This is a genomic window from Pseudomonas sp. NFR09 (assembly GCF_900111535.1).
Taxonomy (GTDB): domain Bacteria; phylum Pseudomonadota; class Gammaproteobacteria; order Pseudomonadales; family Pseudomonadaceae; genus Aquipseudomonas; species Aquipseudomonas extremorientalis.
The window spans coordinates 23,532-37,125 of record NZ_FOIH01000015.1; the positions used below are offsets into that span (position 1 = coordinate 23,532).

At 60.0% G+C, this 13,594-nt stretch carries 14 protein-coding genes; 5 read left to right on the forward strand and 9 right to left on the reverse strand.

Going from position 1 to position 13,594, the window contains the following annotated elements; genetic code table 11:
- Positions 1 to 176: 176 nt before the first annotated feature.
- The 3 genes from BMX59_RS26880 to BMX59_RS26890 are packed head-to-tail and all read right to left on the reverse strand — an operon-like array spanning position 177 to position 3,050.
- Complete coding sequence (locus tag BMX59_RS26880; protein ID WP_093127816.1) at positions 177 to 1,088, reverse strand: DMT family transporter; 912 nt, start codon at positions 1,086 to 1,088, stop codon at positions 177 to 179.
- Complete coding sequence (locus BMX59_RS26885) at positions 1,082 to 2,050, reverse strand: 2OG-Fe(II) oxygenase family protein (protein ID WP_093127819.1); 969 nt, start codon at positions 2,048 to 2,050, stop codon at positions 1,082 to 1,084. The genes BMX59_RS26880 and BMX59_RS26885 overlap by 7 nt, the downstream gene beginning before the upstream one ends.
- Positions 2,019 to 3,050, reverse strand: coding sequence for an L-histidine N(alpha)-methyltransferase (locus BMX59_RS26890; RefSeq protein ID WP_093127821.1), 1,032 nt, complete (start codon positions 3,048 to 3,050; stop codon positions 2,019 to 2,021). Before BMX59_RS26890 ends, BMX59_RS26885 begins: the two co-directional genes overlap by 32 nt.
- A 160-nt stretch (positions 3,051 to 3,210) precedes the next feature.
- Here BMX59_RS26890 and BMX59_RS26895 point away from each other — a divergent pair, with 160 nt between their 5' ends.
- Positions 3,211 to 4,056 (forward strand): LysR family transcriptional regulator, encoded by an 846-nt coding sequence (locus BMX59_RS26895; protein ID WP_093127824.1) that lies wholly within the window; start codon positions 3,211 to 3,213, stop codon positions 4,054 to 4,056.
- On the opposite strand, the gene BMX59_RS26900 is transcribed toward BMX59_RS26895, so the two are convergent.
- The 3 genes from BMX59_RS26900 to BMX59_RS26910 form a co-directional block, all read right to left on the reverse strand.
- Entirely contained in the window at positions 4,046 to 4,387 is a 342-nt protein-coding gene (locus BMX59_RS26900; protein ID WP_093127828.1) for a helix-turn-helix domain-containing protein, read from the reverse strand. The two genes, BMX59_RS26895 and BMX59_RS26900, sit on opposite strands and share 11 nt — an antisense overlap.
- An 88-nt stretch (positions 4,388 to 4,475) precedes the next feature.
- A complete protein-coding gene (locus tag BMX59_RS26905; RefSeq protein ID WP_093127831.1) occupies positions 4,476 to 4,691 on the reverse strand; it encodes a hypothetical protein in 216 nt (71 codons plus the stop codon).
- Positions 4,692 to 5,221: 530 nt separating this feature from the next.
- Positions 5,222 to 6,436: an MFS transporter gene (locus BMX59_RS26910; RefSeq protein WP_092249791.1), complete on the reverse strand. Its 1,215-nt coding sequence runs from the start codon at positions 6,434 to 6,436 to the stop codon at positions 5,222 to 5,224.
- A 98-nt stretch (positions 6,437 to 6,534) separates the two neighbouring features.
- Between BMX59_RS26910 and BMX59_RS26915 the strand changes: the two genes are divergently transcribed.
- Both BMX59_RS26915 and BMX59_RS26920 read left to right on the forward strand, forming a co-directional pair.
- Positions 6,535 to 7,485 (forward strand): LysR family transcriptional regulator, encoded by a 951-nt coding sequence (locus BMX59_RS26915; RefSeq protein ID WP_093127834.1) that lies wholly within the window; start codon positions 6,535 to 6,537, stop codon positions 7,483 to 7,485.
- A gap of 404 nt (positions 7,486 to 7,889) precedes the next feature.
- On the forward strand, positions 7,890 to 9,254 hold the full coding sequence (locus tag BMX59_RS26920; protein ID WP_093127839.1) for an ArnT family glycosyltransferase: 1,365 nt from the start codon (positions 7,890 to 7,892) through the stop codon (positions 9,252 to 9,254).
- Here the strand turns inward: BMX59_RS26920 and BMX59_RS26925 are convergent.
- Positions 9,239 to 10,171, reverse strand: a complete 933-nt coding sequence (locus tag BMX59_RS26925) for a LysR family transcriptional regulator (protein WP_093127843.1) — start codon at positions 10,169 to 10,171, stop codon at positions 9,239 to 9,241. The two genes, BMX59_RS26920 and BMX59_RS26925, sit on opposite strands and share 16 nt — an antisense overlap.
- A 137-nt stretch (positions 10,172 to 10,308) precedes the next feature.
- On the opposite strand from BMX59_RS26925, the gene BMX59_RS26930 reads away from it, so the two are divergent.
- Together BMX59_RS26930 and BMX59_RS26935 are read left to right on the forward strand one after the other, a co-directional pair.
- On the forward strand, positions 10,309 to 11,640 hold the full coding sequence (locus BMX59_RS26930) for an MFS transporter (protein WP_093127846.1): 1,332 nt from the start codon (positions 10,309 to 10,311) through the stop codon (positions 11,638 to 11,640).
- Positions 11,641 to 11,659: 19 nt separating this feature from the next.
- Entirely contained in the window at positions 11,660 to 12,409 is a 750-nt protein-coding gene (locus tag BMX59_RS26935) for a creatininase family protein (RefSeq protein WP_071489628.1), read from the forward strand.
- Here BMX59_RS26935 and BMX59_RS26940 read toward each other — a convergent pair.
- Positions 12,403 to 13,254 (reverse strand): DUF4198 domain-containing protein, encoded by an 852-nt coding sequence (locus tag BMX59_RS26940; RefSeq protein ID WP_093127849.1) that lies wholly within the window; start codon positions 13,252 to 13,254, stop codon positions 12,403 to 12,405. The two genes, BMX59_RS26935 and BMX59_RS26940, sit on opposite strands and share 7 nt — an antisense overlap.
- A gap of 8 nt (positions 13,255 to 13,262) precedes the next feature.
- A complete protein-coding gene (locus tag BMX59_RS26945) occupies positions 13,263 to 13,586 on the reverse strand; it encodes a hypothetical protein (RefSeq protein WP_071489626.1) in 324 nt (107 codons plus the stop codon).
- Positions 13,587 to 13,594 lie beyond the last annotated feature (8 nt).

Here is a 13,594-nt window from a genome sequence, read left to right on the forward strand (position 1 = left end):
CCACTCCATTGCTGATGGGCTGATGGGCTGATGCGTTAACGCATTGGCGCGGAGAAGGCGAATAACCCGATTACCCAGCGAAGTTTCGACTGGTTTGTGTTGCCGAGAACGTTGCTGGAAGAGCGGGAGGGGAAAGCGACGACAGGCAAGCTTACGCAACGCTGATAGGTAACGACTTACTCGTCCGTAAAGGCGAGCTTGGCGGTGCCGCGCGTGATCAAAATGCCCACGGCAACCACCGCGATTCCGGCGTAGGTGGTCCACTGAATCACCTCACCAAACATCCATGCCGCCCAGATCAAGGTCACCGGCGGCTCCAGGTACACCAGTGCCGCCGCGCGGGTCGCTGACATCCCTTTCAGCAGGCTCCACAGGCTGAGGTAGGCGATGAACGTGGAGAATACCGTCAGCCAGATGACGGCCACCCAAACCTGCGGGCTGCTCGGTACCTCGATCAAACCCAGTGGCAGGCCTGTGCCCGTTAGCAGGATCAGTGTCGCTACCGATTGCAAATACAGCGGCATGAGTAACCCATCTCTGCTGTGATCGGTGGCCAGCAAGGCTTGCCGTCGTTGGTACAGCGTGGCGATGGACAGGGTGATCGCGGCGATCAGCGGCAGGGCATACAGCCCGAGGCTGAGACGCTGGGTGGAGAGGCTGTATTCGCCAGCAATCACCACACTGACCCCGGCGAACCCGACCCCCAGTCCCAGCCATTCCTGCACGCCGCTGCGTTCATGCTGGCCGCGACTGTTGATGGCCGCCGTGATCAAGGGCTGCAAGGCACAGATGATCGCGGCGATCCCGGCTGGCAGACCGCCGCGAATGGCAATGTACACGCTGACCAGATAGGCAAACTGAGCCAGAAAACCGATGACTGCGTTGTAGCGCACCTGCGCCCAGGTCAGCGCCCGTAGCCGGTGCAGCACCCACGGTAGCAGGCAAAGGCAAACCAGCAGAAAACGCCAGAACAGCAGGTTGATTGCCCCTGCGTCCTCGGTGCCAAGGCGCGCACCGATAAAACCGGAGCTCCATGACAGCACGAACACCCCCTGCAGCAGGAGCAGGTACAGCGGATGGGCTAACACGCGGGCGCCGTGGCCCGACCCAACTCTTCAAAGGTAATCGGCTCGATACCGAGCCCCGCGAACTGGCGTGCAGCGTTTCGGCGCAGGCTCCATTGCAGGTGCAGCCAGTTGGGCAGCGTCGCGGGAATGCCGTCGTCGGATGCCAGGTGCCAAAAGCGGTTGGCGTCCTCGGTGGTGTAGGGGCAGTGGAAGGACAGCACCAGTGACAGCCGACGCCCCGACTTTACCGGTCGCACGCCGTGGAACAGGTGGCTGCCGTAGATAAACAACGCATCGCCAGGCTCAGCCAATGCGGCAGTTTCGAAGGTGCGATGGTCCAAGGCGTCGAAGGTGTCGATGGTGCGGTTGTGGAACAGAAATTCGCCACCGATGAAGTCGGATGGGTCTGATAGCAGGATGTTCAGCACGTAGTGGGTGCCGTCGGTGTGCCACATGCCGAGCTGTTCCCGTGGCTGTTCGGCTGACTTGGGGTAGAAGTAGTTGACCTGAGCGCGGGCGTTGAGCAGCGGGTAGGGCACCAGCGGCACGCCGGCAATGCGCGAGATCGCCAGCAGGAATGCGCGGCTGCGCATCATGGCGTGGAGGAACGGCGACAGTGCGGTGACCCCGCGTGTGCGGCGCGAAATGATCCAGTCGCTGTCACCTGCGCAGTGTTCAAGATCGGCGGCGATGCGTTGCAACGCTGCTACTGCGTCGTGGGTGAACAGGCCATGCACGGCGCTCAGGCCGGTAATGGTTTGCACCGCGATATTGGCGTGGGGGCTGCGCGTGTAACCCAGCTCGGCCAAGGTACGACGGTCGCTGATCAATGGCCCGGTCGGTGCCATCAGGCTGTCCTGCCACTGTAGGTGTTCAAGCGGCGGGGCGGGCAATTTGGGCGTGCGCTGCAAGGTCGACTTGAACGCCAGTTTCAGGCGACCCAGGCCGCGTTCAAAGAGGGGAAGCGTATTTGTGCGATCCATGGTTGTTCGCTCCGCAGTGAGGTGGCAGGTACTGGGCGATCTGGTAGCGCACCGAGCCATCGCCGCTGACCAGTTCATCCAGCACGGTGCAGTTGCCATGCAGTGAGCGCATGCGGCGAAATTGTTCGGGCGTGTATTTGATGCAGCTATTGGTCAGCAGGTAGCCGTGGTGGTCCAGGTGCTGCACGGGTTGCAGGGTGACGGCGACATGCAACAGGTCATCGGGGATTTTCAGACGCAGCAGGGTGGTTTCGTGCTCGCCGATAGGAAGAAAACCCTGCTGACGCGCAATCAGTTGCGAGAAGCTGTGCATATGCGGGTTGGCGTAGAAGGCATGGATGCACGACTCCAGGCCTTCTTCGTAGACCTGCATCTCCGAGATGATGTAGGTCGCTTCGCCAGCCAGGCTACGAATCAGGCGCCCGGTAGCGGCGGGGGCTTCGTTGCCTTCCTGGAAGCCGAGCATGGTGATCAGGGTCAGGTCTTGATCATGACGCAGTTGTTCGTGGGATACGGTGCGATAGTCAGCGGCAAGATAATGAACGCTGCCGCGTTCGGCGACGATGGGCGTGACCGCATCGCGCATGATGCTTTCGGACGTGGCATTGATGTCGATGGCCGTGTAGCGCAGGTTGTTGGCGGCCCGGGCAATCTGCGTCAGTAGAGGCACGGTCTTGATCGGCTCCGGCCCCAGTTCGACGTAGTGTACCCGTTGACCTTGGCTCAGCCTGGCGAGTCGGTCGGCCAGTTGGGTGAGGAGGCTATTGAGCGAGCCGTGGCCCTGAGCGTCGGCGCACAGCCCCTCGGTGTTGACGCCTTGCTCGTTGAGGGCGCACATCAGCAGGAAAAGCTGATGGTTGATGCGCTGCTCCTGCTGGGGGGTGTTTGCGGTATGTTTCAAGGTCGAGTACTTGGCGTGGTTCTCGACGCTCCAGAAGACGTGGCCTTGATACGGCGGGGTGTGTGCCAGCGCCTGGACCACAAGGTTGTTCAAGTTCATCCCTGGGACTCCCTTTCTTGGTTTTGTGGGGTGTTCACTCCTGTTGAGCGGCTAAGTGGGGCAGGGGATCTGCCTTGACCGCACCATAGTCAGGGCGGAAAAATCTGTACAGACGAATAAAGTGAATCGGTGATTCAAGGCAACGAAATCAGGTGATCCCATGGGCACAAGCTTCAATGTCGAGGTGCTGAGAACTTTCCAGGCTGTGGCGCGGCTCGGGCGTTTCAAGGATGCGGCCGAGTACGTGCACCGCAGCCCCTCGGCAGTGACGGCGCAGATCCAGAAATTGGAAGAACAGGTCGGGCAGCAACTGCTCCTGCGCAGCAACCAGTCGGTCACGCTGACTCCGGCGGGGCAGCAACTGTTGAATGAGGCAACGCTTTTTTTGCTGGCGCATGACCGCCTACAAGCGACGCTCTCGCCCCAAAAAATGATTGGCAAGGTGCGGCTGGGCGTGCCCGAGGGGTATGCGGCAAACGTGATGAATGACCTGTTGCCAGCAGTGGCCGCCAGTCAGCCGAATCTTGCGCTGGAAGTGGTGGTTCGTTCCAGCGCGGAACTCATGGCGCTGTTTGCGCGCCAGCAATTGGACCTGAGTGTGGTCGTCAGTCGTGAGGCGTTGGCGCAGGGTGAGAGGCTCGGTGCAACCCAACCGTGCTGGGCATCGGCACCGGGGTTCCGTCACGATCCGCGCGTGCCCTTGCCACTGGCGCTGCCGTTGAAAGGCTGTCCGTACCGAGAGATGGCGCTGGAGGCGTTGAAAACGCAGGGGATCGCACACCGCGTGCTGCTGGAAAGCGCCAATTGGCAGGCGGTGCGGGCGTGCATGGAAAGTGGTTTGGCGGTGGGCATTGTCGAGCGGCTGGACACTGCGCAGACGTCGCTGGTGTCGGTCAAAGGGATGCACCTGCCGCGTCTGCCGCACCATCACGTGTACCTGCTGGCGAATCCCGATCAGCCTGTCGCTTACCCGTTACAGGCGCTGATGGTATCGTTCAGGGGATAGTCGGTGCCCCCTTGAGTTGCTGCACCGTGTGCATGAGCAATTCCGACTGGCGATTCAGGTACTTGAGCTGGCGCTGATAACGCTGCAAATCGCGGTGTGCCTGTACCAGATGCTCAGGAGTCAGCGGCGTCAGGTGGCGCTCGCCGGTCAGCACATACAGCACATCCACCCCAACAGCAGCAATCGCGGCGAGGTAGTTGGCCTTGGGCGACCGGCTGGCATCCTCGTAGTGCCGCTGGGCATTGGCTTCCACGTCACCGGCCTCCCCCAAGGCGCGCTGGGACAGTGTCAGGCGTAGTCGTTCTTCGCGTAAGCGTGCGCCGATCGTCATGGTGGTACGTCCCTGTATGCGCCTGCGTGATCCATCCTTGGTGAGCCGCATTGGGCAGGCAAAGTGCCTAGGACGTCAATGGCTTTGCCTAGGCCTCGACGGGCGTGGCCGATTGGGCCTGGCGGGCCAGCTCTGGCCGAGGGCGTTGCAATGCTTGCAGCAGGCAGCGGGTGGCCACGCGGTCGGTGTCTGACAGGTCGCGGTAGTACTGCAGCACCTGAACCTCATCGCGGGTCAGGCGCAGCACGCCCTGCGCACTGCTGCGGGACGCGGGTTTGGCGGATGACTGAACCGTGGTCGACATCACGGGGTTCCTCCTCGGGTGGGTCAGTGGGACAGGCGTTCGCCGGGCAGGTCGCGGCCGAACGCGTCGGTACGGGTGACTACATAGCGCATTTGCCTGCAGCTGGTCTGGGCTTTTTCGCCTGGCGTTGCGTTTTCAGAACGGGCTGTCGGCGACACCGCACAAGCGTCTCAGACGTGACTGACACGCGAGGCCGGTAGGGCGTGTAGCGCCTCCGTCGGGAGGGGGGTTGCCAGCGTAAAAGAGTGAGTACATAATTGCGTACATCGAAACTGCTGAAGGTGAAAAAACTCTAGCTGTTTCAAGGAGATAGAGCGGGGGTCTGAGTCTCGTTTCCCGCTCCAAACACAAAAAAAGCCACTCTAACGAGTGGCTTTTTTTTGCCTGCAATTTACTGGGTGGGCGCTTCGTCCTCTTTTTTCGTGACTTTGATTTTTATCGACGTGCACGGGCAAATGGACTCATTTGGTGCAGAGTTGTGTCCGCCATTCGGCCAGTCTCGATTGCCGATTGTTAGCACAGCTCAACGGTCAACGCCTGAAAGCATGCCTCTTGGCCACCGAGACCATCATCAGCGCCGGCAGCAACAACGCCAGCGCTACCCAGGGAATAGCGCTTGCCCCCCAGGTTTCCAAGAGAACGCCACCGATCACACCGCTGCCTGCAAACGCCAGGTTGAAGACGGTGACCAGCATCGATTGCGCAATGTCAGCGCCGTCTCCGGCAACTTCAGCCAAGGCGGTTTGCAGTAAGGTTGGCGCGCCACCGAAGCTCATCCCCCACAAGACCATGCTGATGTAGATCGCACTGGCGGGCAGGTCACCCAGCCCAAGGACAAACGACACCAGGGTGAATGCTGTCAGGCTGAGCAGTACCAGGCTACGAAGCCTGCCATGAATCAGCGTGCCGATCATCCATAGACCGAACAAGGCCGCAATACCGAATGCAAGGAGGCCCTGATCAACCTGATCGGCCAAGCCAACAGAAGCCAGGAACGCAGCAATATAGGTATAGAAGGTGTAATGGGCCAGGATCCAGACCATGACCACCGCCAGTACCGGCCGCACCCCCGGGGTTTGCAAGACCCTGCGCAGCGGCAGGCGTCGATCGGCGCGTTGTCCGGGGTAATCAGGCACTTTCAGATAGATCCAGGCCATCAGCAAAAGGCTGAGTCCTGAGAGCGTCCCGAACACGCATCGCCATCCCAGCAGTTTGCCGAGCCAGGCACCCAGCGGTACGCCCAGGGCAAGTGCCAGAGGGATGCCGAGCATGGCCAGCGCCATAGCGCGACCTTGCAGTGGTGGGGTGACCAACCGTCTGGCGTAGCCGGCCAGCAGGCTCCAGGCCAGACCGGTTGCAATACCCACCATGAAGCGAGCCGCCAGCGTCAATGCAAACCAGGGCGACAGGGCGGTCACCGCATTGCAGGCGCAAAACACCCCGACCGCCAGTAACAGCACCCCGCGCCGACGCCAACCCTGCAACGCGAGCGTCAAAGGAATAGCCGCCAACCCTGAGCCCAGTGCACACAGTGTCACCATCTGACCGGCCCATGCTTGCGACACACCAAATGCTTCGGCGATTTGCGGCAAAAGTCCTGCCGGCACCGTTTCGTTGGCGGTGGCGATAAAGCTACCCAATGTCAGCGCCAACAGGGCCGTCAGTGGGAGACCCTCGGTAGTGAGGTGTTCGATATTGCTCGATGTTGTGAAAGAGCCATTTTCAACCTGTGATTTGCCGGTCATGACTTGTGCTCAATGGGAGAGGAGGCATGAGTGTGATGAATTGCCTACGATTTGATAATTGGCTTAACATTTGATGAGCTATCAAATTTGAATTGAATATGGCCACTGACCGATTGGGTGATATGCGTTTGTTTGTCGAGGCGGCAGCACTCGGCAGCCTGTCTGCCGCAGGGCGCAAACTGGCGCTGTCGCCAGCCGCGGCCAGCGCGCGCCTTATCAAGCTTGAGGCGGCGCTGCGCACCAAATTGTTTGATCGCACAACGCGTCAGTTGCGCCTTACGGAAGAAGGTCGGTTTTACTTGCAGCAGTGCTGGGTCGCATTGCGGGCTATTGATGAGGCGGAAGCGGGGCTTCAAGCCAGTCAAACTGAGGTGCGTGGCAAGGTACGGATATCCGCGTCTGCCGATTTTGGCCGCAATCTTTTGAATGACTGGCTTGAGGCATTCAGTAAGTTGCACCCGGAACTGTCCGTTGCGCTGACGTTGTCGGATTCGGTGTCGAATCTGCTGCAGGACGATATTGATCTGGCAATCCGGTTTGGGCAGCCACATGAAAGCTCGATGATCGCCAGGCAGTTGGCGCCCAACTGGCGAGTACTGTGCGCTTCGCCTGACTATCTGGCGCGATACGGCGAACCGCAGACCCCTGCTGACCTGGTGAACCACAAGTTCATCGTGCTGGTGACTGGCGCAGGGCCCTTGAACACCTTTCACTTTGTGGTGGACGGTCAGGCATGGAACTACACCGTACCTATGAGCCAGGCATGGGAAACCAATGATGGCGCACTCGCGCGCGCATGGGCGTTGGCCGGGCATGGCATTGCACGCAAGACCATCTGGGATGCGGCAGCCGATATCTGTGCTGGACGACTGAACGTCCTGTTGCCTGACTTTTGTGTCCCAGAGGCCGGCGTCTACGCGGTGCTACATGGCAACCGTTACCGGGTTTCCCGCGTGCGTGTATTGCTGGACTTCCTTATCGAACAGTTCGATTGCGCAACCGATCAGTTGTTGTCAGGCCTTGAAATGCCTGATGCCAGGAGGCTGTAAGCCACGCGATCTTATGAAGAGGGATTGAGGGGGAGAACAGGGAGTTGATGTGCGGATAACTGATTGATGTACCACCGGGTGTCTACCCTTGCTTTTTGCTCTTGTTCCGAATTTTTGCACGGACTGCTTATTTTTCAAGGTGACCGGATTGTTTATAAAACTATTCCTTGGTGCCTCTTCACATGACGCACACAACAAGGCGCTAAATTAAATTCAGTTGAAGTTTTTCTTAGGCTGACTTCGCATTTTTTTAACGCATGTTCAGCGAATGTTCAGAATGCCACGGCGAGTTGCCGGGTTGAATGAATACAGTGTGCGGCCTTTACAACTCTTCACTTTTCCAATCTGGAACGCCTGAAAAGCAAAGTGCTAGTCTGCGCTTTTTTCAGGGACGGCAAGGTCGCATGAATAAGCTAAAGGAAGTGGCTGTAAAAAAGCCCTGTTCATTTATTTTTGTGGTCGCGTTTATTGTATTGGCTGTCCTGCAATACAAGCCCGCCGTGCTCAATTACACCACGCGCTTTGTCGACTTTGCCCAATATATGCTTGCGCACGGCGTCACGCTGTTTCCAATCGCCGAAGATCTGCAGCCTTACCCCGATTACACGGTGATCAATACACTCCTGGTTTATCTGGTGTCCTTACCGTTTGGCCGTGTCTCCATTCTGTCGATGGGCGTGCCTTTTTGCGTCGCTGCCGCGTTGATGTTGGTGTTCATTTATAAATTGGGGGCTTTGCATGAGAAGAAGTGGGGCGCCTACGGGGTGGTGTTTGCGCTGTTCACCTGGTCATTCCTGGACGGCGTGAACTCCCTGGCGCTGGATGTGTACCCGGCACTTTTTACGGTGGTGTGCTTTTACCTGGCCTACGCGGGCGAGGTGCACCAACAGCGTTATCGGTTGCCGCTGGTACTCGCGGGCCTGGCACTGGGCTTTGCGTTTCGTGGCCCGATCGGCCTGATCGGACCTGCCAGTGTCGTCGCCTCTTATTACCTGTTGAGCCGGCAGTGGCGCATGCTGGTGGTGTTCTCATTATTGGCGGGCCTGGTCCTGGCCACGGGTATCGCGGTGCTGACCTGGGCGGCCTATGTGCAGGGCGGCGATGCTTTTCTGCAAGAGGTTTTGATCATGCAAGGACTCGGGCGGTTCGGCAGTGATCACGCGCCCCGTTATTACTTCTACTTTTCGGCAGGCTTGCTGACCTACGGTGTCACCGCCTTGATTGCAGTGAGTGTGATCATCAGAAAGGGCAAACACTTTTTCGACAGTACGCCTCATGCCGCCACGAACATGCTCCTGTACCTCACCGGCTGGCTCCTTATGATCATTGTGCTGTTCACGATTCCAAGTTCGAAAAAGGCGCGTTACATACTGTCGATCACGCCCGCTATTTCGTTGTTGGCGGCCTATGTCTTCGTGGACCGCAGTGAAATGTTTGCAAACACCCGGAAAAAACTGCTTGGGTTCTGCCTGGAGTTGCCGCTGATAGGCCTCGTGATGCTGTTACTTGCCTATGGGTACAGCTTGTATGCGGTGACCCCGCTGCAGCCCAACTACCTCGGTGCCTGCCTGGGTCTGATTACGCTAGTCGCCGTGCGGCCCTGGTTGGAATCACGTTTTCACGGGCATCCCAATCGTGAGTTCGTCATCTTTTCTTTCGGGGCTGTCACCTTTCTCATACTGGATATGTTTTTCTTCAATTGCGTTACTTACCATCTGGAGTTGGCCCATGAGCCGACGCCTAAATTCCTGCCTTATTGGTTCTGGTGAACAGTGGGCATGCAAAACATCGGCAACCGCTCCAGCATCCACGTCAACAATTCCTGAGCGGGCGCCGCCAGCGGTCTTGAGGCCTTCACCAACAGCTTGGCCTCCACCCCCAGCAACAGCGGATGGTCGATCAGCACCGACGCCAGCTCGCCGTTTTCAATTTCTCGATAGGCCGCGAACTCCCCGGCCAGCGAGGCAAAGCCGCCAGTGGCAACCAGGCGCTTGAGTGCCGCCAGGGAGTTGCTGACCAGGGTCGGGCGTACTTCGATCTTCTCGGCGTATTCCAGCAGGGTGATGGCATGGCCAATACCAAATGTGGTCGGCGTCAGCACCAATGGGCATTCCAACACCTCCGTCACGGTCGCCAAGGTGCCGCGCACTGCCAGCGGATGATCGGGACGCACCAGCAACATCACCGGCTGCAGCGAGGCGGCGCGGTAGTCGATGTGTGGATGGGGCGGCGGGTTATAGGCCAGGCCGATATGCGCACGGTTTTCGGCGACTTCGTTGAGCACATCGTCCACCGGCAGGATGTCCAGGGTGACTTCAAGCCTGGGGTATTGCTTGCTGAAAGGCGCGAGCACGTTGTCGACCAGCGCATCCACATAGCCTTCGCTGATCACCACCCGCACATGGCCTTGCTGCAGGCCCTTGATGGCTTGCAACTGGTCTTCGAGTTTTTCCTGGTGCGAGCGATAGCCGCGCCAGAACTCCAGCAGATGCGCCGCCGCCTCGGTGGGCTGAACGCCACGGGCCTGGCGCTCGAACAGCTTGGCGCCCAATTCCTCTTCCAGCAGCTTGATCTGGCGGGTGATCACCGAGGGCGAGGTGTTGATGCTGTCCGCCGCCCCCCTGATCGAACCGTGCACCAGCACTTCGTGGAAGTAGCGAAGACGTTGTTGATTGATCTCACGCATGAAGGATGACCCGCTCCAGAAGTTGTGTTGCCTGCAGAGCAACGCTAAGTGAACTTAGTTGCTCTTGCTGCTTATCGTGGGCCGGCGCACCCTGAATTGGCAAGTACGCAGACCCACAAAAACAACTGGAGACTCGTATGCCAACCTCCCTGGCGCCGGCAGAAAGTGCAGCCATTTCTGCCCTCTACCACAAGCTCAACTGGCGGCTGTTGTCGCTGTTGTTCATCGGCTATGTCTTTGCGTACCTGGACCGCATCAACGTGGGCTTTGCCAAGCTGCAGATGCAAAGTGACCTGGGCTTGTCCGATGCTGCCTACGGCGCCGGCGCGGGGATTTTCTTTATCGGCTACGTGCTGTTCGAACTGCCCAGCACCCTGATGCTGCCCCGCATCGGTGCGCGTAAAACCTTTAGCAGGATCCTTGTGCTGTGGGGCATCACCTCGGCGTGCATGTTGTTTGTACGGGACGTGCCGACGTTCTATGCGATGCGTTTTCTGCTCGGCGTATTCGAAGCCGGGTTCGCTCCCGGCATGATCTATTACCTGTCGCGTTGGTACGGCCCGAACCGCATGGCGCGGGCGATTGCCATTGTGTTTATCGCCGGTCCCATGGGCGGCATTCTGGGCGGACCCTTGTCGGCCTGGCTCATCACCACGCTTGCCGGTGTCGGCGGTCTGGCCGGCTGGCAATGGATGTTTTTGATTGAAGGCTTGCCCTGTGTATTGCTCGGCGTGCTCATGTACGTCGTGCTGTCCGACCGGCCCGCCGATGCGCCTTGGCTGAATGAGGCGGAAAAACAGCTGTTGGAAACCGAACTGGGCACGGTGAATGCCCGCAGCCATTCGTTCCGTGCGGTACTGCGCGACCCTAAGCTGTATGTCCTGGCCTCGGCGTACTTCTGCATCATCTTCTCGATCTACGCCATGAGTTTCTGGCTGCCGGCGATCATCAAGACCCTGGGCCTGCAAGACACCCAGCAAGTGGGCTGGTATGCCGCCATGCCCTATGTCGGGGCGGCACTGGGCATGTACTGGATCGGGCGCCGCTCGGACCGCCTGGGCGAGCGCCGGCTGCACTGCGCCGTCCCGGCGGCCACCGGTGCGCTCCTGCTGATGCTCTATCCCCTGGCGGGCGGCCACCTGGTGGGGTCTATGACCATGCTGATCCTGTCGATCAGCATGATGTTCATGGCCTACACCGTGTTGTGGGCGATGCCCTCCGAGCACATCAAGGGCGACGCGGCCGCAGGCGGCATTGCCTTGATCAACACCATCGGCCTGTCCGGTGGTTTCTGGGGCCCGGCCATGATCGGCTGGGCCAAAACCGCCACCGGCAGCTTGAACACGGGGGTCGTAGCCGTGGGCTGCGTGTTCCTGTGCGCGGCGTTCGTGATCATCGCGACCAAACCGCGAACGCGCACCGGCTCGGCGGGCGAATACAGCACGGGTCGAGTGGCCCGCCATCATTGAAAACCCTGAGGAACCCAAGATGCTTCTATACCTGTCGACCTGGGCCGAGATCGGCCACTTTCTCGAGCGCAGCCGCACCATCGTCATCCCCATCGGCTCCAACGAACAGCACGGGCCGACCGGGCTGCTCGGCACCGACTGGATGTGCCCCGAGATCATTGCGTGCCAGGCGCAAAAAAGCGCCGATATCCTGATCGCGCCGACCTTCAATATCGGCATGGCCCAGCACCATATCGGCTTCCCCGGCACGATCTCATTGCGGCCCTCGACGTTCATTGCCGCGATCAGCGATTGGGTGCATTCGCTGGCGGCCCATGGCTTTGAAAAGATCCTGTTTCTCAATGGCCATGGCGGCAACGTCGCGTCCATTGAAGCGGCGTTTTCCGAGCTGTATGCCGAAGCCAGCTTTGCCCGTCGCCCGGCGGGGTTCGCCCTGAAGTTATGCAACTGGTGGGACCTGGAAGGCGTGGGCGAACTGGCCAAGGCGCAGTTCCCCACCGGCCACGGCATCCATGCCACGCCGTCCGAAATCGCCGTGACCCAATGGGCCTACCCGGACTCGATCAAAACCGCCGACTACTCACCCCGGATCGCGCCGTGGGGGCCGATCCGCGAGGCCTTCGATTTCCGCGCCCGCCACGTCGATGGGCGCATGGGCTCGGACCCGGCGCAGGCCTCGCCGGAGAAAGGGCGAGACCTGGTGATGATGGCGGCACAGGGCTTGATTCGCGAAGTCGAGGCGTTCAGTCGCGAGCCAATAGCTCAATGAGCGATACCTGAGTCCTTGCCGGGCACCATGTCCCTGGCCTGCACCCACAACACCGCATCCTGCGACAGCGGCTTGCCCTTGTGGGTCTTGGTCGCGCCGATGTCGAGCGCGGCAATGCCCCACCAACCGGCGCGGGGCAGGCCCAGGGTCACGATGCCCTGGGCGTCCGCGTAGGTGCTCTGAGCGTTGAATGAAGCTTGCGGCGCGGTGACGTAGGCTGCCTGGCCGAAGCTGTTCTGCTCGATATCGACGGCATGGTTGAGGTATTCGATTTCGACTTCGGCGAATGGCACCGGTTTGCCATCGGCCAGTACCACGGCGCGGAACACGCCACCCGTCCAGTTTGCGTAGGGTTTGCTCAGCGGCTGGATCTCCACCGGCAAGCCCTGCGGCTCGGCCCAGTCGCCGGGGACGCCGCCGACGTTGACGATCAGCTTGGTGAACTGTTGGATGTACAGGCCTTCCTCGGCTTCCAGGTAAGGTTCGGGTTCGAGGACGAAAATATGGTCGCCCAGCGAGCGCATCAACTCCCGCGGGATTGAAGCACGATAGGCCGTCGCCTGGTTGTCGCGGCTCTGCCACTGCACCGGCCGCAGGTATTGGCGCAGGTCGATGGTCTTGCTGCCGTGGGCGTTCACCTGGCTGAACGCCCGGGGCTTGTCCATCACCAGGGTGGGGCCGCCGGAAAAGGGGTGGGTGAACACCAGCGCAAACTCCAGCTTATCCCCGCGCTGTGGCGCCGTGTCTTCGACGTAGAGCATCTGGAAGTGGGCCTGGGCGGCACAGGCCACGCAGCCGAAAGTGGCGCCGGCGAGGGTTTGGAACAGTCGTCGTGTGAAGGTCATGGTCTGTTTCACCTGGAAATGTCGGCGGACTGGATCGTCGCGTCATGGTTGTCGCCACCCAGGAACAATACGGTGTAGTCGCCTGCGGGGGCCTGGAACGTATAGGTGTTGTCCGCGCCGATGCTGCCTTCGAGCAGCAGCTTGTTGCGGGCATCCTGGACACGGATTTTTCTCCCGACGGCGGAGCTGCCGTCGGTGTAGCCGGCCTCGCATTTCACCTGGTCATCGTGTTCGAGGTAGCAGTCGAACACCGGGCCATGGGCGAAGGCTGCCTGGCAGCACGACAGGGCTGCTGTCATCAGTATCAAACGGGTTGGACCCAAGGGTTTCATGAGCGCTC